The following is a 16,173-nucleotide window of genomic DNA, read 5'->3' as shown; positions in this document are numbered from 1 at the left end:
AAAGCTCGTTTTGGAGCATAACCATATCGAAAACTGGACTAACAATATGAAGAACCTTGCCGTTAGTACCCTTGCACTCAGCATGTTATTTTCTTCAGGTGCTGTCATCGCAAACGGAACCCAGCCAAAACTCATTCTGCAGCTTACCGTTGACGCTCTACGTGGTGACTTACCCAATCGATTTAAAAACAACTTTGGTGAAGGTGGTTTTAAGCTGCTCTTAGATGAGGGAGTTCACTATACGAATGCACACTACCAACATGCGAACACAGAAACGATTGTAGGACACGCAGCCCTTGCAACAGGTGCCCATCCTGCCGTAAACGGTATGATAAGTAATGTGTGGTACGACCGCACTCAAGGACGCGTGGTTTACAATATCGAGGATGCCAATTACAACTTACTGGCAACAGGTGCTGACGTCGATCAATCAACAGAGATCGATTCTACCCAGCGCGTAGCACAAGGCGATGGTCGATCACCGCTCAATATTCAAACTTCTACAATTGGAGACGAAATTGTTAAAGCCTATCATGGTAAGTCTCGTGCTTTTTCCGTCTCTTTTAAAGACAGAGGGGCTGTGTCTTTAGGTGGTGAGTTAGGTAAAGCTTTCTGGTTCTCTAAATCTGCCAGCGCATTTGTAACAAGTGATTATTACTACGACAAGAATCCAGCTTGGGTTGACGAATGGAATGCCAAGGACTTTACTCAACGATACAGCGGCAAGCGATGGGAACTCAGTCTACCCCAAGAAAAATATCTATTTTCTGGTGATGGTGATGTCGAATATAAAGTTGACCTAGCTAATTTTAGTCGTAGCTTCCCTCACCCTTATGGTCCTGCTAGCTACCCATACTTCACTACACTATTGAGCTTAAGCCCAGCAGGCGATGAAATCGTTGCAGATTTTGCCAAAGCTGTCATTAACTCAGAAGCTTTAGGTCAAGGTAAATACCCTGACTATCTTTCGGTTAGTTTCTCAGCGACCGATTATGTCATCCATATGTATGGCCCTTCTAGTATCGAAGCAGAAGACAACCTAATACGTCTCGACCGCACATTAGCAGAACTATTCGCTCACGTAGATAAAACGGTAGGGCTTGATAACACACTGATTGTGCTGTCAGCAGATCACGGAGCCCCAGACGTACCGGGCTACGTGAATGCGTTAGGTGGCAATAAAGCTGACTATTTTGGCATTGAAAAAATGAAACAATCAGGCATTTTTGAATCAGTAAAGAAACGTTTTGGGCTAGATGAGGATGTCATGCGTCAATATGCTGATCCGTATCTATACCTGAACCATGAACTGATTGAGGCAAAAGGACATAAAGTGTCAGAGGTTCAGACTTTTATCGCCAGCGCATTAGAAAACATCGATGGTATTAGTCAAACAATTACAGCAACAGACATCATGAAAGGTCAGCTTGCGGATACCCGTATTAATCGATTAGTGGCTAACAACCACCACCCGACTCGCTCTGGAGATATCTATGTGGTGTTCGATCCAAATGTGTATATTAATAACTTTGACGGTTTGAAAGTAGCCTCTGTTCATGGTTCTCCATGGCGCTATGATACTTTCGTTCCTATCTTTTTTGCAGGAATGGATATAAAAGGTGCTAAAGTTCACCGGGAAGTCACCCCTTACGATATAGCGCCAACCATCTCTCAATTTATGAAAATAAACTTTCCGTCGGGTTCGACAGGAAACGTACTTATAGAGGTAGTTCCTTAACCTCTAAGTTTCAGTTATGAAATATGTACCAGAATTGACCACATGGCTAGAGAGTTTGTCATTAGAAAAAATAAGTCAAATCGCGCAACTTAAAGTCAGGTTCAACCCTGCTCTGAAGCACTTTGGGGCAAAAAATAGTCAGAATAGTTGTTATAGGAACCCTACATAATAGGGTCCCTTTCGGCTAACAAGCAGTGCCTTCTGAAAGTAATAATGCGTCTTCTAATTCAACACCAAGGTAGCGGATCGTGTTATCTACCTTTGTATGTCCTAGTAAAAGCTGAACCGCTCTAATATTTTTAGTTTTTGCATAGACTAATGTAGCTTTAGTTCGTCTCATTGAATGAGTGCCATACAGGTTTGGATCCAACCCAAGATTGCACGCCCATTTTCTGACTAGGTATCGATAGTACGAATAGCTAATCGGTTGCTGCTTTCGCCTTTGACTTGGAAAAAGGAAATCACTAGTAATTAGCAAAGCAACTAGCATCCATTTCATTAAACTTTGTTGAGTTCTTGCCGTTATCTCAAATTGAACTTCAATGCCTGTTTTTTGCTGAATATGTATAACACGATTAAATATCCTGTCTTGCGAAGATACGTCGCAAACCCTAAGTAGGAGCAAGTCACTTGCTCTAAGTTTGCTATCAATGGCTAAGTTGAGCAACGCAAGCTGCATTAAACTATTTTCAATTTCTAATCTGGTTCTGATCCGCCAAATTTCCTCTAGCCTGAAAGGCCTTTTGACGCCACTTCGTTTCGTTTGGTTTAAAACAACCATGATGACCTCCTTCTTGTTTTGGTCATCACCATTGTAGTTAGAAGGAAATGAACAGAAGCCTGTCAGAGCATTCACTTATTTGAAGGCGTTTCGGATTAGCGAAAGTATGGAAGAAGCGGAGTTAACGCCAAGCCTAGGGCAGCACTGTTGCGAAGCAACTTTTTGCTGTCCAGCCGCAGGGCGCGCGATGTCGGCTCACCTGTTTATGTGTACCTTCTCACTCTTCTCTTTATGATGAGCGAGTTGCAAGTCTTATTCTTTCCTGCCTAGCTTAGTCCCTTTCTAGTAAGCCATGCTGGCACTAAAGGGAAATGAAAATAAGTCTCAGTGTCAGATTTTTTTACATATTGATGTTTTTCTTAATCATCAAATGAGTTATTTATCACTACCCTCAGAGGCTTAGTAACTTTGGCCTTTTCCTTGCCTTCTAATTACCAGTGTTCAGAAATACACACAAAGCAATTCATCAAGATATTACTGCTGGGCCCAGTCAATTACGGTCAGTATCTTGGGGAGGTGATAAGTCGTGGTGGGTGTTTCAAGCCGGTGTGCATAACCAGCAAGAGAAAACGTTAGCCTTTACACCTTACAAGGAGTACCACGATGAGTGACCCTGATAACAGCATTGAAGATCTATTAAATAAGGTAATCAAAAAACTACTTCCACTGGTCAATGCCAGCATACCTCGCTTGATGGAAGAGCTAGATATGGACCCTATGGTCGACGTTGCTAGTGACAAAGAGACCTTGCCTGAATTTCCCTTTCCAGTGCCTTCTTGGCCGCCTTACGTTTGGGTAAAACCAGAATTGAGTTACGCCATTTTTGACATGGTCGGTTTAGCCTCCTTACGCATCGATACCATGACAATTGAAAAAGTGAACTGTAGAGCAGATTTTGAAGAAAGTGATACCCAACACTTAAGTGAATATGCCGGGGAGTTGGAGTTCGTGGGCAACCTCGAAAGAGACATTTCAACAAAAGTACTCGGCCGAGTGCGGGCGCAGGCAAAAATGCCCTGGCCATTTCCTGATGTTAATGCAAGCGTTGCCGTGAAAGGCAAAGCCACCGCGCAAGGCGGTGGCGCTAATGGGAAGGCGATTTTTACCGCGTCCATTAAGGATGGTCAAGTGTGTTTCAACAAGCTTGATATCTACCTCATCCATTTAACTTACAGCAACATTACGATCAAAATAGACGGTCTGGGTATCTTCAATGAGCTTCTCAAACCGGTGGTATCCATCATCGAGTATTTCTTTGGCGAGCAATTGCGCACCCTGGTTGCTTCATTGGTTCAATCCGCTCTAAACCAAGAGCTTCGCGATCTCTTACCCGTTTGTACCAATGAGTAAGGTTCTCTACCACTAGCCCTCGCGCATTGCGAGGGTTTATAGGCAAGGAAGAACAAAATGAAAAAGATAACTATCGCGTTGACTGGGTTTGCTGTGCTCAGCTGTAGCTATGTCGCCGCTGCCGATATTAGATCCGTGCAATTCCCTAATCAGAAATTGAAAGACAAGCAGAGTTCTGAAGCTTGTCCTGACAATGTCTGTCCAGGGTTGGGTAACGCTTTCTATTTGCCAAGCATTAACACCTTGAGCTTACTTAAAGGAGGAAAGGTATTTTTTAAAGACACAAAGCTAGGCACCTGTGCAAGTGTAAGTGCCGTCCAACAAGCATCAAGGGAAATAGCTACCTACGAAAGCATGGAGAAAATGGTAAATAAAGTCATGACGTCGGCCGACTTATCTGGGAGCTACAACACGGCGGTACTGAGCGCTAAAGGGTCTGTTAATGCCATGACAGGCAGTGATTCGACACTCTCATCTAGTTTCCATTCATCAATACTGGACGTTACGTTAGTAAAAAGCAGTATCGACTTTATTCACGACACCAATTGCTTCGGACTTGAGAATATTGAACCCAGCTATTTGGATGATATTGGGTCGCTACCGATGATTGAAGCTAAAAATGTGGGTGACCCAAACATATGGGGACAATACTTAAGCTTTATGCAATCTGTAGGCTCCCACATCATGATGCAGCAAATGATAGGGAGCCGTTTCCAGCAATGGGAAAGCTCAGAATCACAAAGCTCTGACATCCAAAATACCTTAAGCGCGAAGGCTTGTGCTGATGTGGAAGGGGTGTCAGCAGGAGGGGGCTGGAGTGTGAATAGTTGCGGTGCTTACTCAAAAGATGAGAAGGAAGCGGCTGTTAAACAACAAGCAACTACCAAACACGTGATTTTTGGGGGATCGGATGAAGCACGAGCGAATATGCTCAAAGAGGTAAGCAAAGAGACATTAGACGCGTTTATTGACAGCGCCGACAAAGGGACTCAAGCCGTTCGGTATACCTTCAAGCCGATTTGGGAACTACTGATGGAGGTGTACCGTTCACAATGTGAAAAACGAGGCAAGGGTTCTAAAGCCTGTGACAATCTGCAGCGCGCGTTCAATTTGCAAGCTACTTACGATGGATGGACTGCGATAGGGTGTGAACAGAGGAAAAGCAGCTCAGGGGCAATTTATCAACAGATGGTGATTGTGAGTACCGTGGATGGGCTGCAGACTTATGGTTGCGAAGCGCCTAAAACAGGTTGCAGAAATGATGATTCATGCCATATCGGAGGCACTTTTGGGACGCAGTGCTATTGCTATGGCCCGGATTGCTTGGATCGAGGGGACCAAGTGCCTTTTACCAAAAATTTTAGGGACAAGGTGGTCGGTTCTAAATCGGGCAGCTATAACCAGGGCGTAAATAACTCATGCTATTACAAATTTGGAGCCTATTGTGATTGCGATGCAAAGTGGGCAGGCGGAGAACCTTATCGATATTTGTACTTACAAGGGCGCCCTAGTGAGGATTAAACTTCTCGTGATGCGCCAGAGCAAGGCAGCCCTAACCCTGCTTTTATAGGCAGGGTTTCTAACTTATCAAGCTACCTTGTATGGTTGGGTTAGAGCTATTAGAATGTCGAACGAATAAATTGTACTAGGGCCATCTTTACTAGAGTGTGGCCTAACCGTACAACCGACACTCTAAATTACCAACTCATTTTGGGGCAAAAGCTTGTTACAACACCAGCCTTCAGCTCGCCTACAATTCAGGCCTTTAACTGTTCGCTTGAGTTTCTAAACAACAAAAAGCCGACCAAGAGTCGGCTTTGATATTTCCATAGCTGGACAACCCGTATTACTGCGACTGCTCAACTGCCACACTTACCGCAACACTGGCACCTACCATAGGGTTGTTACCCATACCTACCAAGCCCATCATTTCTACGTGAGCAGGCACTGAGGAAGAACCTGCAAATTGGGCATCGCAGTGCATTCTGCCCATGGTATCGGTTAGCCCGTAAGAGGCAGGGCCAGCGCCCACGTTGTCGGGGTGCATAGTGCGCCCTGTTCCACCGCCAGAAGCAACCGAAAAGTACTCTTTGCCGAGTAGTAAACGCTCTTTTTTATAAGTACCAGCAACCGGGTGCTGAAAGCGTGCAGCGTTAGTAGAGTTACCAGTAATAGAAATATCCACACCTTCGTGATGCATTACCGCTACACCCTCTACTACATCATCGGTGCCGTAGCAGCGAATAGTGGCTCGGTGGCCTTTGCCAAATACCTTTTCTCGGGTGATATTCAATTCGCCCGTTTGGTAATCAAATTGGGTTTGCACGTAGGTAAAACCATTCATCCGAGCAATCATATAAGCCGCATCTTTGCCAAGGCCATTAAGAATAAGGCGCAAAGGTTTGCTTCTTACTTGGTTAGCATACTCAGATATTTTAATTGCCCCTTCTGCGGCGGCATAAGACTCGTGCCCCGCTAAAAAACAAAAGCAATCCGACTGAGTTGAAAGCAAACGAGAGGCTAAGTTTCCGTGGCCTAAGCCCACCTTACGTTGATCAGCTACCGAGCCTGGTACACAAAAACTTTGCAGAGCTTCGCCAATAGAAAGCGCGGCTTGCTCGGCGGTTTTATCTTGCTTTTTAATTGCTATCGCGCCACCTAATACGTAGGCCCAAGCGGCATTTTCAAAGGCAATAGGCTGGGTGGTTAAGGTAATATCGTGTGGATCAAAGCCACGTGATTGGCATAGCTCGCGCGCGGCTTCTAATGATGTGAGTTGGTATTGCGCTAAAGTTTGCTCGATCCGCTCAATTCGGCGCTCTTTTCCTTCAAATTCTGCCATGTTGTTACTCCCTAAACTTTTCGCGGGTCAACGTACTGAACACCGTCTTCAAAGCGTCCATAGTGAGATTTACTGTCATCTAAAGCTTGATTGGCGTCTACCCCATCAGCAATGGCGCTCATCATCTTGCCCATTTGTACTATCTCGTAGCCAATAATTTCGTTGTCTTCGTCTAAGGCCATTCGCGTAACGTAGCCTTCGGCAAGCTCTAAATAGCGTGCCCCTTTAGCTCTGGTGCCATAGGCAGTGCCTACTTGAGAGCGCAAGCCTTTGCCTAAATCGTCTAGGCCAGCCCCAATGGGTAAGCCACCTTCAGAAAAAGCGGTTTGGCTTCGCCCATAGGCGAGGTTTTCGAAAATTGAGCGCATCGCTACATTAATTGCATCACACACTAAATCGGTATTAAGCGCCTCTAATAGCGTTTTTCCGGTAAGGATTTCTGATGCCATTGCTGCAGAATGGGTCATGCCCGAGCACCCCACCGTTTCAATTAAGCACTCTTCTATAATGCCATTTTTCACGTTAATCGATACCTTGGTTGCTCCTTGGTGTGGGGCGCAAGTGCCAACCCCATTAGACAAGCCAGAGATGTCGGTCACTTCAATGGCGTTTACCCATTTCCCTTCCATGGGGATGGGTGAGTTTTGATGATCTGGCCCGCGAGCAATAGGACACATCGACTCGATGGTATTGGTAAAAGACATACTTAACACTCCTCAATTCACACGTCTTATCAAGAGGATAGACGATAAGTAAACAAGCAAGCGGTCAATTGCTCAGTTACGAGCAATTAACTACTTTAACGATGATGTTCTTTAGTAATCTCTAAGGGACGGTATTAATAAGGCAAACGGGAGCAGTCATTGTCACTTTGAATCGCTTGATACAGCGACTCGCCATTGCTGCGGTTTATCACCAGTTTTACTCTTACTCCACGATACAAAGACTGCTGGTCTACTTTGCAAATATCGGCTCTTACTTGTTGGGCCAATAATTCGATGTCTTTAGCACTAGAGTCTTGCTCAGCTAAGGTTAAATGATAGTGAACCAAGTCTCCTTGCGCGCTGGCTGTTGCGTTAACTGACTCAAGCATGAACTGCCGTTGTTGTTGGTTATAGCTAGCTGCTAAAGCTTGAGCAGCTTGGTCTCGAGTGGGGAGCGGTTCGGCGAAAGAGGCAGAAGTAAAAATAGTTAAACTAGCAGCCAATAAGCACTGTAAACCAAGATTGCGGATAAACATAAGCGGTACTCAATATAATACATCAGACTTTGAGTGTAGTAAGTAGCGGCTTAAAGCAACAATAGACAGAAACAGAAAATCACAACTAAGTGTTAGTTGCTCAATACAGGATAAGAGTAGAAGAGAAAATTGGTGGAGCTACGCGGGATCGAACCGCGGACCTCTTGCATGCCATGCAAGCGCTCTCCCAGCTGAGCTATAGCCCCGATAAACGGTAGGGTGTGAATTGGTGGAGCTACGCGGGATCGAACCGCGGACCTCTTGCATGCCATGCAAGCGCTCTCCCAGCTGAGCTATAGCCCCAAAGTCACACTACTTTCAACACAATATCTGCCGAAAGCGAGCAGAATTCTAAGCAGCGGGAACTAGAGTGTCAACCGTTTTTCCCTAGAAACGAGCCACTTGCTCATTTAGCCAACAATTCAAGGCAAATTAAGCAAGTTTATTAATGCTGGCAGCGGTAAACCGCAGTAACGCTGTTGCCTCGTGAGTTAAACTCCACACTCTCGCAAAGAGACTCAAGCAAACCTAGCCCCCTACCTGAATATTGCTGTTCAGAGCTTTGCTCTGCGGCTTTTGTCACTTCAAAACCACTACCACTATCGGCCACTTTAATAGTGAACTGGCGAGTTTGCTTTCCATCAAACTCAATGGCAATACTCACCGACCCTTCGCTAAGCTCTTTAGCTTTGTGCTTACGTTGTCGATAATACTCTTCAAAACCACTGGCCGAGGTTTTGATTGCCGAATCCAAACCTAAGACGCCGTGTTCAAAAGCGTTGTTAAACAGTTCACTAACCACGGTAAATAGAATATTACGGTCGGTTTGGTGTACCGATAACTCTTGTAGAGTCGTCATCAGTAATGGAATAGGAGTAAACTTTTTAAGGCTAGTGGCGTCTAATTCAAGCGCCCAGCTCCACTGCCCTGCCGCTAAAGGACCGGCTTTATAAGTATTGGCAGATTGTTGATTTGGCCTATTCAGTAAATCGGGAATTTCGACCATGCTAATATCGTCTAGTTGCTCGGCACCCTCACAAAATAGCTGCAGTTCGTGCTGAATACTGGCAATAAACGAGGGGTGTGCGGCTCTATTAGCGATAGCATTAGCCAAGCGCTGATCACCAAACATTTCGCCACTGGCACTAAGCGCTTCGGTTACCCCATCACTTAGCATTACCCCATGATCATAAGGTAACCAGGGCAGAGTTTTAAGGTTAAGTTCTACTTCGTTTTGAATCCCCAAAGGAATTGATGCTGAAGTTAAACGCTCACGTATTGCTTGTTGCTGAGCATTATAAATAAGCATCTCGGGCATACCGCCATTCCACACCGTTAAAGACTTTTGCTGAAGCGATAGCTCCACAAATATACCCGCCATAAACATACCGGTAGGAAGCAAGCGATGCAGGCGACGATTAATTTGCCGAAGAATGGCTTCACCAGTGTAGCCTTTTCGGGTCATACCTCTAAAAATGTCGGCAACTGGCATTGCTCCAATTGCAGCGCGCAAACCATGCCCAGTAAAGTCGCCCAACAAAACATGAATATCGCCATTGGGGCGATATTCGGCAAAAATTACATCACCTGAAAAGGTAGAAGCGCTGTCTAGCGAGACCAGTAATTCTTGATCAGCACATTGCGAGTTAGCCACGGCGCTGCTAAACACCCGCTCGGCGAGCTCTTCTTCTTCTTGAAGTTGGTTATGCAGTCGGCTTATTTCATTATAAATGGCTTTAGTGCGCTCAAAGCCAAGCGCTTTGGCTTTGAGCACCGCCTGGTGAACCGGCTTAAATAAAATGTCATCACCACCACATGCTATGCACTTAACCAGCGCATCAACATCATTTTGAGCAGTCACAAATAAAACGGGAGTGAATTTTTGGGTGCTTAAACGCTTTATTTCGGCAGTTGCTTGATAGCCATCCATTACTGGCATCAATACATCCATGAACACAATATCAATATCTTGTTGTTTAAATAGCTCTACCGCTTGTTGACCATGTTCTGCAAATACCACTTGATAGCCAATATCACTGAGTATTTTCCCCAACAACAACCTGTTTATGCGGGTATCGTCAACCACAAGGGCTGTGCCTTTAACCGCCTTGTTGAGAAAGCTTAGCGTATCAACTTCAAACACTAATTTTCGATTTTAAGTAGTTTATCGAAGTTGGCTATTTCTAAAATTTTCAAAATCGCCGGTGAAGGTTTACGAATAGTAAGGGCTTCGGCTTGGCTTTTTTCGGCGTGCTCTTTAAGTAATAACATCATGCCTAATGCCGAGCTATCCATGTATTCTGCACTGCTTAAGTCAAGAATCAGCTGAATGCCCTCGACTGAAATGTGCTCATAGCAGGCTCTAAAGTCACGGTGTAGAGAATAATCGAACCTGCCAGCCACACTGATAATAAGCTGCCCAGAATCTTGATCTAACTGACTACTAATAGACATCGAATCTCCTTGTAACGATCACTATCGGTTTATGCTGAAACCTAAATTTAGTGTATTTGCCCTTAAGCAAGCATTAAAGCTTTCCTTGCTTTATAAACACTTGCGCTTGCTTAACTATGGTTTGTTAGTTTGTATCCACAAAACTAACCCTGCAACCACCATAGCAAAAAAAAAGCTAAATACTAGTTGCTTAAGCCTTTATTTATAAATAAGTCATTTGTAAATAAAGGCGCTACAAATGGGCCTAAACAGCACAGCCTAAATAGGGCCTACAGCATGTTATGCCATTGTGTCAATTTGGTTACAAGATTGGCATTAAAAGGCAATATAAATGAGATCTAAGAAGGATTTTTAGCGCATAAAACGTGGTTAAAAAACAAACTGTGAGGTAATTCAAGGTAATCGTTGCTGAGCTTGGGGCAAGATGAGTTCACTACTGATGCACAATAAAGGAACACGATGAGTATTAGACTTCAATTGCAGTTCTTGCTGGCGCTAGGTTTACTAGTTGCGGCCTGTGGCAGCATGTTATTGGTATAAACAAACTATTTGCGCTAACAAATAAAAAAAGCCAACTCTAAGAGTTGGCTTTTTAGGTTTTATCTGCTGGCTTACCAGCTAGCTTTATAGGCGCGGTAAGCTTTATCTAAAGACTTAGCTTGTTTTTTACTTACGCCAATATGGCTAAGCGCAAAACGCAAACGCGCGCGGCTCATATCCGAGCCTAAGATAGCCATAGCATCAACCACCGAGGTTGAGCTAGTTTTACCGGTGATGGCTACAAAAATCGGCTCTAAGAAGTCACGAATTTTAACATCTAGGTGAGTAGACAATTGCTTAGCTACCGCAAATACCGTGTCTTTATCCCACTGACGCTGCTCTTCTAATTGCCAAATAAACATTTGTAACAAGCTACGAACTTGCTCTTCTTCTAGCTTACCGCCAGTAAGTAGCTCTGGCGCATATTCCGGCATGCCTGAAACAAAGTGCCCTGCAAGCGGTGCTAAGTCACTCAATACATCTAAGCGCGCCTTAGCTTGAGGAATGATGCCCATTAGCGTTTCTTGATTGTAGGCCCACTCCACTAGGCGTTGCGCTAGCTGCTCGTCACTTAATTCTTCGCGGATCCATAAACCGTTTAACCATTTTAGTTTTTCAACATCAAATACTGGACCACCAAGCGATACACGCTTCATATCGAAGTGTTCAATCATCTCAGCTAGCGTGAACTTCTCACGCTCGTCAGGCATAGACCAACCCATGCGGCCTAAGTAGTTAAGCATCGCTTCTGGTAAAAAGCCCATCTTACGGTAGTAATTTACGCTGGTTGGGTTTTTACGCTTACTTAGCTTACTCTTATCTGGGTTACGCAATAATGGCATGTGGCCAAGTACCGGCGCTTCCCAACCTAAGTCTTGATAAAGCTTAAGCAGTTTTGGCGCTGAGTTTAGCCACTCTTCACCACGGAATACGTGGGTAATGCCCATGAGGTGGTCGTCAACAACGTTAGCCAAAAAGTAAGTTGGCAAGCCATCGGCTTTAAGTAGCACTTGCATGTCTACCTGTTCCCAAGGGATCTCAACGTCACCACGTAAATAGTCGTTAAAGCTAAAGCTGCCAGACTCTGGGATTTTCATACGCACAACGTAAGGTTTGCCTTCGGCCAGGTTAGCGGCAATTTCTTCGGCGCTAAGTTTTAAGCCACGACCATCATATTTAGGTTGTAGGCCTTCTGCCATTTGCTGCTTACGCATTTCATCAAGCTCTTCAGAAGTAGCAAAACAATAAAACGCTTTACCTTCATCAATAAGCTGCTGGGCGTATTTTTTGTAAATATCGCTTCGCTCACTTTGGCGGTAAGGGCCAGCGGATCCGCCACAATCTGGGCCCTCGTCCCAGCTCAAACCTAACCAGCTAAGGCTGTCGTATATAGCTTGTTCAGATTCACGCGAACTACGTGCTTGGTCAGTATCTTCAATACGCAGAATAAATTCGCCACCATGTTGCTTAGCGAAACAGTAGTTAAATAGTGCGATATAGGCGGTACCTACATGAGGGTCACCCGTTGGTGAAGGTGCTACGCGAGTACGAACTGTCATGTTTATTCTCTAGTTAAATAGTTGACCGAGTTGAATGGCGCGGATTTTACCACACCCAACAAAATTCGCTAGCTAAGAGCCACACTCAAACAATGCTTAATTTGCTAACAATTTAGCCAACACAGCAGCCTAAATAAGCATTTTGACGAGAATTTGTGCAAGCAGTCAGTTTCCTTAAAATTTGCGTTGACACACACGCAGACCACCCTATAATACGCCCCCACAAGACGGTCGCTTAGCTCAGTTGGGAGAGCATCGCCCTTACAAGGCGAGGGTCACTGGTTCAAGCCCAGTAGCGACCACCATATTTAAACACTAAACAATTAGTGTTAGTGGTTGGTAAGGGCATCGCCCTACTCTCTACATGGCGAGAATCACAGATTTAAGCCAGTAGCGACCACCATATTTAAAGCAAATGGTTCGATGAACGGTTTGTTAGTAAGAAAAATTCGGTCGCTTAGCTCAGTTGGGAGAGCATCGCCCTTACAAGGCGAGGGTCACTGGTTCAAGCCCAGTAGCGACCACCATATTTAAAGCAAACGGTTCGATGAACGGTTTGTTAGCAAGAAAATTCGGTCGCTTAGCTCAGTTGGGAGAGCATCGCCCTTACAAGGCGAGGGTCACTGGTTCAAGCCCAGTAGCGACCACCATATTTAAAGCAAACGGTTCGATGAACGGTTTGTTAGTAAGAAAAATTCGGTCGCTTAGCTCAGTTGGGAGAGCATCGCCCTTACAAGGCGAGGGTCACTGGTTCAAGCCCAGTAGCGACCACCATATTTAAAGCAAATGGTTCGATGAACGGTTTGTTAGTAGGAAAAATTCGGTCGCTTAGCTCAGTTGGGAGAGCATCGCCCTTACAAGGCGAGGGTCACTGGTTCAAGCCCAGTAGCGACCACCATATTAGAAAGGCCTGCATTATTTGTAGGCCTTTTTGCTTTCTGACAAACAGTAAATTCAGACTTACCGCTTAGCCATTAAGAGCGGGAGAGCACCGCCCTCCTCTTTGCTAGGCTGCTTTGCTAGTCGATGCTCACTGGTTCAAGCACCGTAGCGACCACCATATTAGAAAGGCCTGCATTACTTGCAGGCCTTTTTGCTTTCTACTAAACGATAAACTCAGACTTATCGCTTAGCCACAAAGAACGGGAGAGCATCGCCCTCCTCTTTGCTAGGCGAGGGTCACTGGTTCAAGCACCGTTGCGACCACCATAGTAGAAAGGCCTGCATTATTTGCAGGCCTTTTAGAACACGCTTGGAAGTTAAGCAGATTAGTCGCTAATTTATACATTAGATTAATTACTTTGAACGCTTTCATTACTGCTAGGATTGCGAATTAACTTAAGCAAGTTCACTTTAATAACTTGAAATACAGGCTTTCCTAGTACTGCAATTGAAGAAAAAAACAGTACTTCACCCACCAGCCAAAGGCTAGCACCTAAACTTGCAATTTCGATTGCTGAAAACGCAAGTATCCATCCAATCCCTCCAGCGATTGGCAGAAACAAAAAGATTAGTAATTGGCTAATCAACAGCATTATGGCCGCCAACACCTTTAGCTTTGTATCTAATATGTTGCTCAAGCTACCAGTTGGTAAGGTCTTAATGGTATTAGTTGTTTTGAAACTACTCATGCGATTCACCAGTTGGAGTTAAGATAAGCGCCAGATTAGTAGACCCGGCGCTAAATATAGTGATGCTTACTTAATCGAATTGTCTTTGGTCGCGATGCGCGCATAGATATCTTCTTCCCAGCCACCTATATCACCTAAATGACCCACTTCAGGCTTAATACCAGTGTCAAAAATGCTTACGTAAACTGGGTTAGGTTTAGCTTCAGGATATGGCAAAGCTTGGTCTGCATAAGGGCAGTTGCTCACTACGATATATTGATCTTTTTCCGCGTAAAACTCACAGCCAACGCCGTCCTCTACTCCTGGCGAAGGTGCTAGCATACAGCGCGTTATCCCTTGCTCGTCTTGTGAGAATTTGTTCGGCTGGAACATATTTATGTCATTTCGATCTGCGAACTGTTTAATCACCGCTCTGCGCTCAACAATATTCTCGATATTCGCAATTGCTGGAATGCGACCAAAGGCATGAATAAAGTTTTCTTGGCAGCTGTTTACGTTCCCTTCCTTGCCGTAACACATGTTCAGCCATTCAGGACAACAATGTGCAGCAAAAAAGATATGACTCCAGCTTTCGTCTTGTAGCTTTTCGTAGGGGAATTCATCCTCTACCAAGGTCACCATTTTTTCCATGAAGCCACTTTGAGACCAAACTGCACTATATAAACGCTGATTCAAGCCATTTACCGCCGATGTGTTTAAGTGGTCTCCCCATTGCTCTAGATTAGGCGTAACAAAATGAACATCAATTATCTGTGTACGATGATTATGTAAGCTAGGGCGCTGCTCAAAACGAATAACTTGCCCTGCTTTCACAAAATACGCATCACCTGTATGTGGCAGCAATACTTCATCACGAACATGTTTACGAGTTCCCTCTGCTTTGCTTGCTCTTACACTTTGATAAAAATTTACATTTGGCGATACTTTACGCTCATACGTTTTAGCTGGGTCAACATCTTCGTTATAAGTTGATTCAATTGCCTTAGACATGGTTTTATCTCACTATTTTGTTTGAGTTAAAACGCATCCTTGCCTGCAAGTGCAGTTAGGCTAGTAGCCTTTAATCACCATCTTTGTTCTCGGTGACTCACCTTGTGCTAGCTAATATACCTGCTAATCTAAAAGAACAAAGTCAGATACCTTTCAAAAAAACAGACAGATGGTTAATTTTAATCTAAATCAATTGAGTGCTTTTACTCTTGCAGCAGATCTAGGTTCATTTTCAGCTGCGGCAAGAAAGCTCGGAAAAGCCCACTCGGCAGTGAGCACAGCCATTGCGAACTTAGAACTAGATTTAAACGTAGAATTGTTCGAGCGTTCGGGGCGCAACCCAATACTTTCTCCTGCAGGAGAAGCGCTATACGCAGAAGCAGAGCAAATATTGCTGCGTTGTGAACAATTACAAAATCTTGCGAATCAACACAATCCTCAATTAGAAAGCAGCTTTACTTTAGTTGTTGATGATTTAATCGGGTTGCCAATGGAGCAACAGTTTTTAAACTCAATTGGCGAGCAATTTCCCAACTTACAACTCACCATCTCCGAGGCTTTAAGCCAAGATGTTATTGCACGCATTGCGAAAGACCAAGCCGATATAGGCATTGCTATAGTCCAACAGCAGTTAGCGGGGAGCCTGCACACTTTGCCATTGTGGTCTCAAGAGATGAGTTATTTTTGCTCGCCCAGCCATCCATTAACAAAGCTAGAAGTTGTGAATACTCAGCACCTCCAGCAACATCGGCAAGTATTGTTGGCTCGCAGTGAGCTATTTGAGTCATTAAAGATTTCGCCATATGTTTGGAAGGTAGACACATTAGCGGCTGCAAGCACGGTTGCCGAAGCCCAACAAGCCTGGCTAGTAGCCCCAGAGCACTACTTACAAGAACGAGTATCACAAGGTAAGCTTATTAAGTTAACGGTAAACGATGAGTTAAATACACCATTACAAATAGTGTTAGTTTGGCGCGCGAATAAAAGCCAGGGTTTAGTACATCAAGCGATCATCAACTGGTTTAAAAAGGCTTTAGCTGAGTAAACT

At 44.5% G+C, this 16,173-nt stretch carries 13 protein-coding genes and 7 tRNA genes; 9 read left to right on the top strand and 11 right to left on the bottom strand.

Features of this window, described 5'->3' with window-relative positions; all coding sequences use genetic code 11:
• The first annotated feature begins 46 nt into the window (after positions 1–46).
• Entirely contained in the window at positions 47–1,738 is a 1,692-nt protein-coding gene (locus G6R11_RS07135) for an alkaline phosphatase family protein (RefSeq protein WP_163132378.1), read from the top strand.
• Positions 1,739–1,922: 184 nt separating this feature from the next.
• On the opposite strand, the gene G6R11_RS07130 is transcribed toward G6R11_RS07135, so the two are convergent.
• On the bottom strand, positions 1,923–2,519 hold the full coding sequence (locus G6R11_RS07130; protein WP_163132377.1) for a tyrosine-type recombinase/integrase: 597 nt from the start codon (positions 2,517–2,519) through the stop codon (positions 1,923–1,925).
• A 603-nt stretch (positions 2,520–3,122) separates the two neighbouring features.
• On the opposite strand from G6R11_RS07130, the gene G6R11_RS07125 reads away from it, so the two are divergent.
• Together G6R11_RS07125 and G6R11_RS07120 are read left to right on the top strand one after the other, a co-directional pair.
• Positions 3,123–3,869: a hypothetical protein gene (locus G6R11_RS07125; RefSeq protein WP_163132376.1), complete on the top strand. Its 747-nt coding sequence runs from the start codon at positions 3,123–3,125 to the stop codon at positions 3,867–3,869.
• A gap of 57 nt (positions 3,870–3,926) precedes the next feature.
• A complete protein-coding gene (locus G6R11_RS07120; RefSeq protein ID WP_163132375.1) occupies positions 3,927–5,390 on the top strand; it encodes a hypothetical protein in 1,464 nt (487 codons plus the stop codon).
• A gap of 325 nt (positions 5,391–5,715) precedes the next feature.
• On the opposite strand, the gene G6R11_RS07115 is transcribed toward G6R11_RS07120, so the two are convergent.
• The 8 genes from G6R11_RS07115 to gltX all read right to left on the bottom strand — a co-directional run bounded on the left by G6R11_RS07115 (position 5,716) and on the right by gltX (position 12,504).
• Positions 5,716–6,711 carry a GGGtGRT protein gene (locus G6R11_RS07115; protein ID WP_163132374.1) on the bottom strand — a complete coding sequence of 332 codons (996 nt, stop codon included), beginning with the start codon at positions 6,709–6,711 and terminating at the stop codon, positions 5,716–5,718.
• An 11-nt stretch (positions 6,712–6,722) separates the two neighbouring features.
• The gene (locus G6R11_RS07110; protein ID WP_163132373.1) at positions 6,723–7,415 is read right to left on the bottom strand and encodes an iron-sulfur cluster assembly scaffold protein; all 693 of its coding nucleotides are present in this window, start codon (positions 7,413–7,415) and stop codon (positions 6,723–6,725) included.
• A 134-nt stretch (positions 7,416–7,549) separates the two neighbouring features.
• Entirely contained in the window at positions 7,550–7,951 is a 402-nt protein-coding gene (locus tag G6R11_RS07105) for a hypothetical protein (RefSeq protein WP_163132372.1), read from the bottom strand.
• Positions 7,952–8,081: 130 nt separating this feature from the next.
• Positions 8,082–8,157 (bottom strand) — tRNA-Ala (locus G6R11_RS07100).
• A gap of 21 nt (positions 8,158–8,178) precedes the next feature.
• Positions 8,179–8,254: transfer RNA gene (locus G6R11_RS07095), tRNA-Ala, on the bottom strand.
• A 142-nt stretch (positions 8,255–8,396) separates the two neighbouring features.
• Complete coding sequence (locus G6R11_RS07090; protein ID WP_163132371.1) at positions 8,397–10,094, bottom strand: fused response regulator/phosphatase; 1,698 nt, start codon at positions 10,092–10,094, stop codon at positions 8,397–8,399.
• Positions 10,094–10,405, bottom strand: a complete 312-nt coding sequence (locus G6R11_RS07085) for an STAS domain-containing protein (RefSeq protein WP_163132370.1) — start codon at positions 10,403–10,405, stop codon at positions 10,094–10,096. Before G6R11_RS07085 ends, G6R11_RS07090 begins: the two co-directional genes overlap by 1 nt.
• A 611-nt stretch (positions 10,406–11,016) precedes the next feature.
• Entirely contained in the window at positions 11,017–12,504 is a 1,488-nt protein-coding gene (gene gltX, locus G6R11_RS07080; RefSeq protein ID WP_163132369.1) for a glutamate--tRNA ligase, read from the bottom strand.
• A 229-nt stretch (positions 12,505–12,733) separates the two neighbouring features.
• On the opposite strand from gltX, the gene G6R11_RS07075 reads away from it, so the two are divergent.
• From G6R11_RS07075 to G6R11_RS07055, 5 genes are all read left to right on the top strand, one after another.
• A tRNA-Val gene (locus G6R11_RS07075) sits at positions 12,734–12,809 on the top strand.
• A 146-nt stretch (positions 12,810–12,955) separates the two neighbouring features.
• Positions 12,956–13,031: transfer RNA gene (locus G6R11_RS07070), tRNA-Val, on the top strand.
• Positions 13,032–13,078: 47 nt separating this feature from the next.
• Positions 13,079–13,154, top strand: a tRNA-Val gene (locus G6R11_RS07065).
• A gap of 48 nt (positions 13,155–13,202) precedes the next feature.
• Positions 13,203–13,278: transfer RNA gene (locus tag G6R11_RS07060), tRNA-Val, on the top strand.
• Between the two features lie 48 nt (positions 13,279–13,326).
• Positions 13,327–13,402: transfer RNA gene (locus G6R11_RS07055), tRNA-Val, on the top strand.
• Positions 13,403–13,796: 394 nt separating this feature from the next.
• Here G6R11_RS07055 and G6R11_RS07050 read toward each other — a convergent pair.
• Together G6R11_RS07050 and G6R11_RS07045 are read right to left on the bottom strand one after the other, a co-directional pair.
• A complete protein-coding gene (locus G6R11_RS07050; RefSeq protein ID WP_163132368.1) occupies positions 13,797–14,135 on the bottom strand; it encodes a hypothetical protein in 339 nt (112 codons plus the stop codon).
• 66 nt (positions 14,136–14,201) lie between these two features.
• Positions 14,202–15,125 (bottom strand): DUF1989 domain-containing protein, encoded by a 924-nt coding sequence (locus G6R11_RS07045; RefSeq protein WP_163132367.1) that lies wholly within the window; start codon positions 15,123–15,125, stop codon positions 14,202–14,204.
• Positions 15,126–15,294: 169 nt separating this feature from the next.
• On the opposite strand from G6R11_RS07045, the gene G6R11_RS07040 reads away from it, so the two are divergent.
• The gene (locus tag G6R11_RS07040) at positions 15,295–16,170 is read left to right on the top strand and encodes a LysR family transcriptional regulator (protein ID WP_163132366.1); all 876 of its coding nucleotides are present in this window, start codon (positions 15,295–15,297) and stop codon (positions 16,168–16,170) included.
• The last annotated feature ends 3 nt before the right edge of the window (positions 16,171–16,173 follow it).

Origin of the sequence: Agarivorans sp. Alg241-V36, assembly GCF_900537085.1 — a bacterium.
GTDB lineage: Bacteria > Pseudomonadota > Gammaproteobacteria > Enterobacterales > Celerinatantimonadaceae > Agarivorans.
Note: the sequence above shows the minus strand (reverse complement) of the source record. Positions and strands in the feature narration are given on the sequence as shown.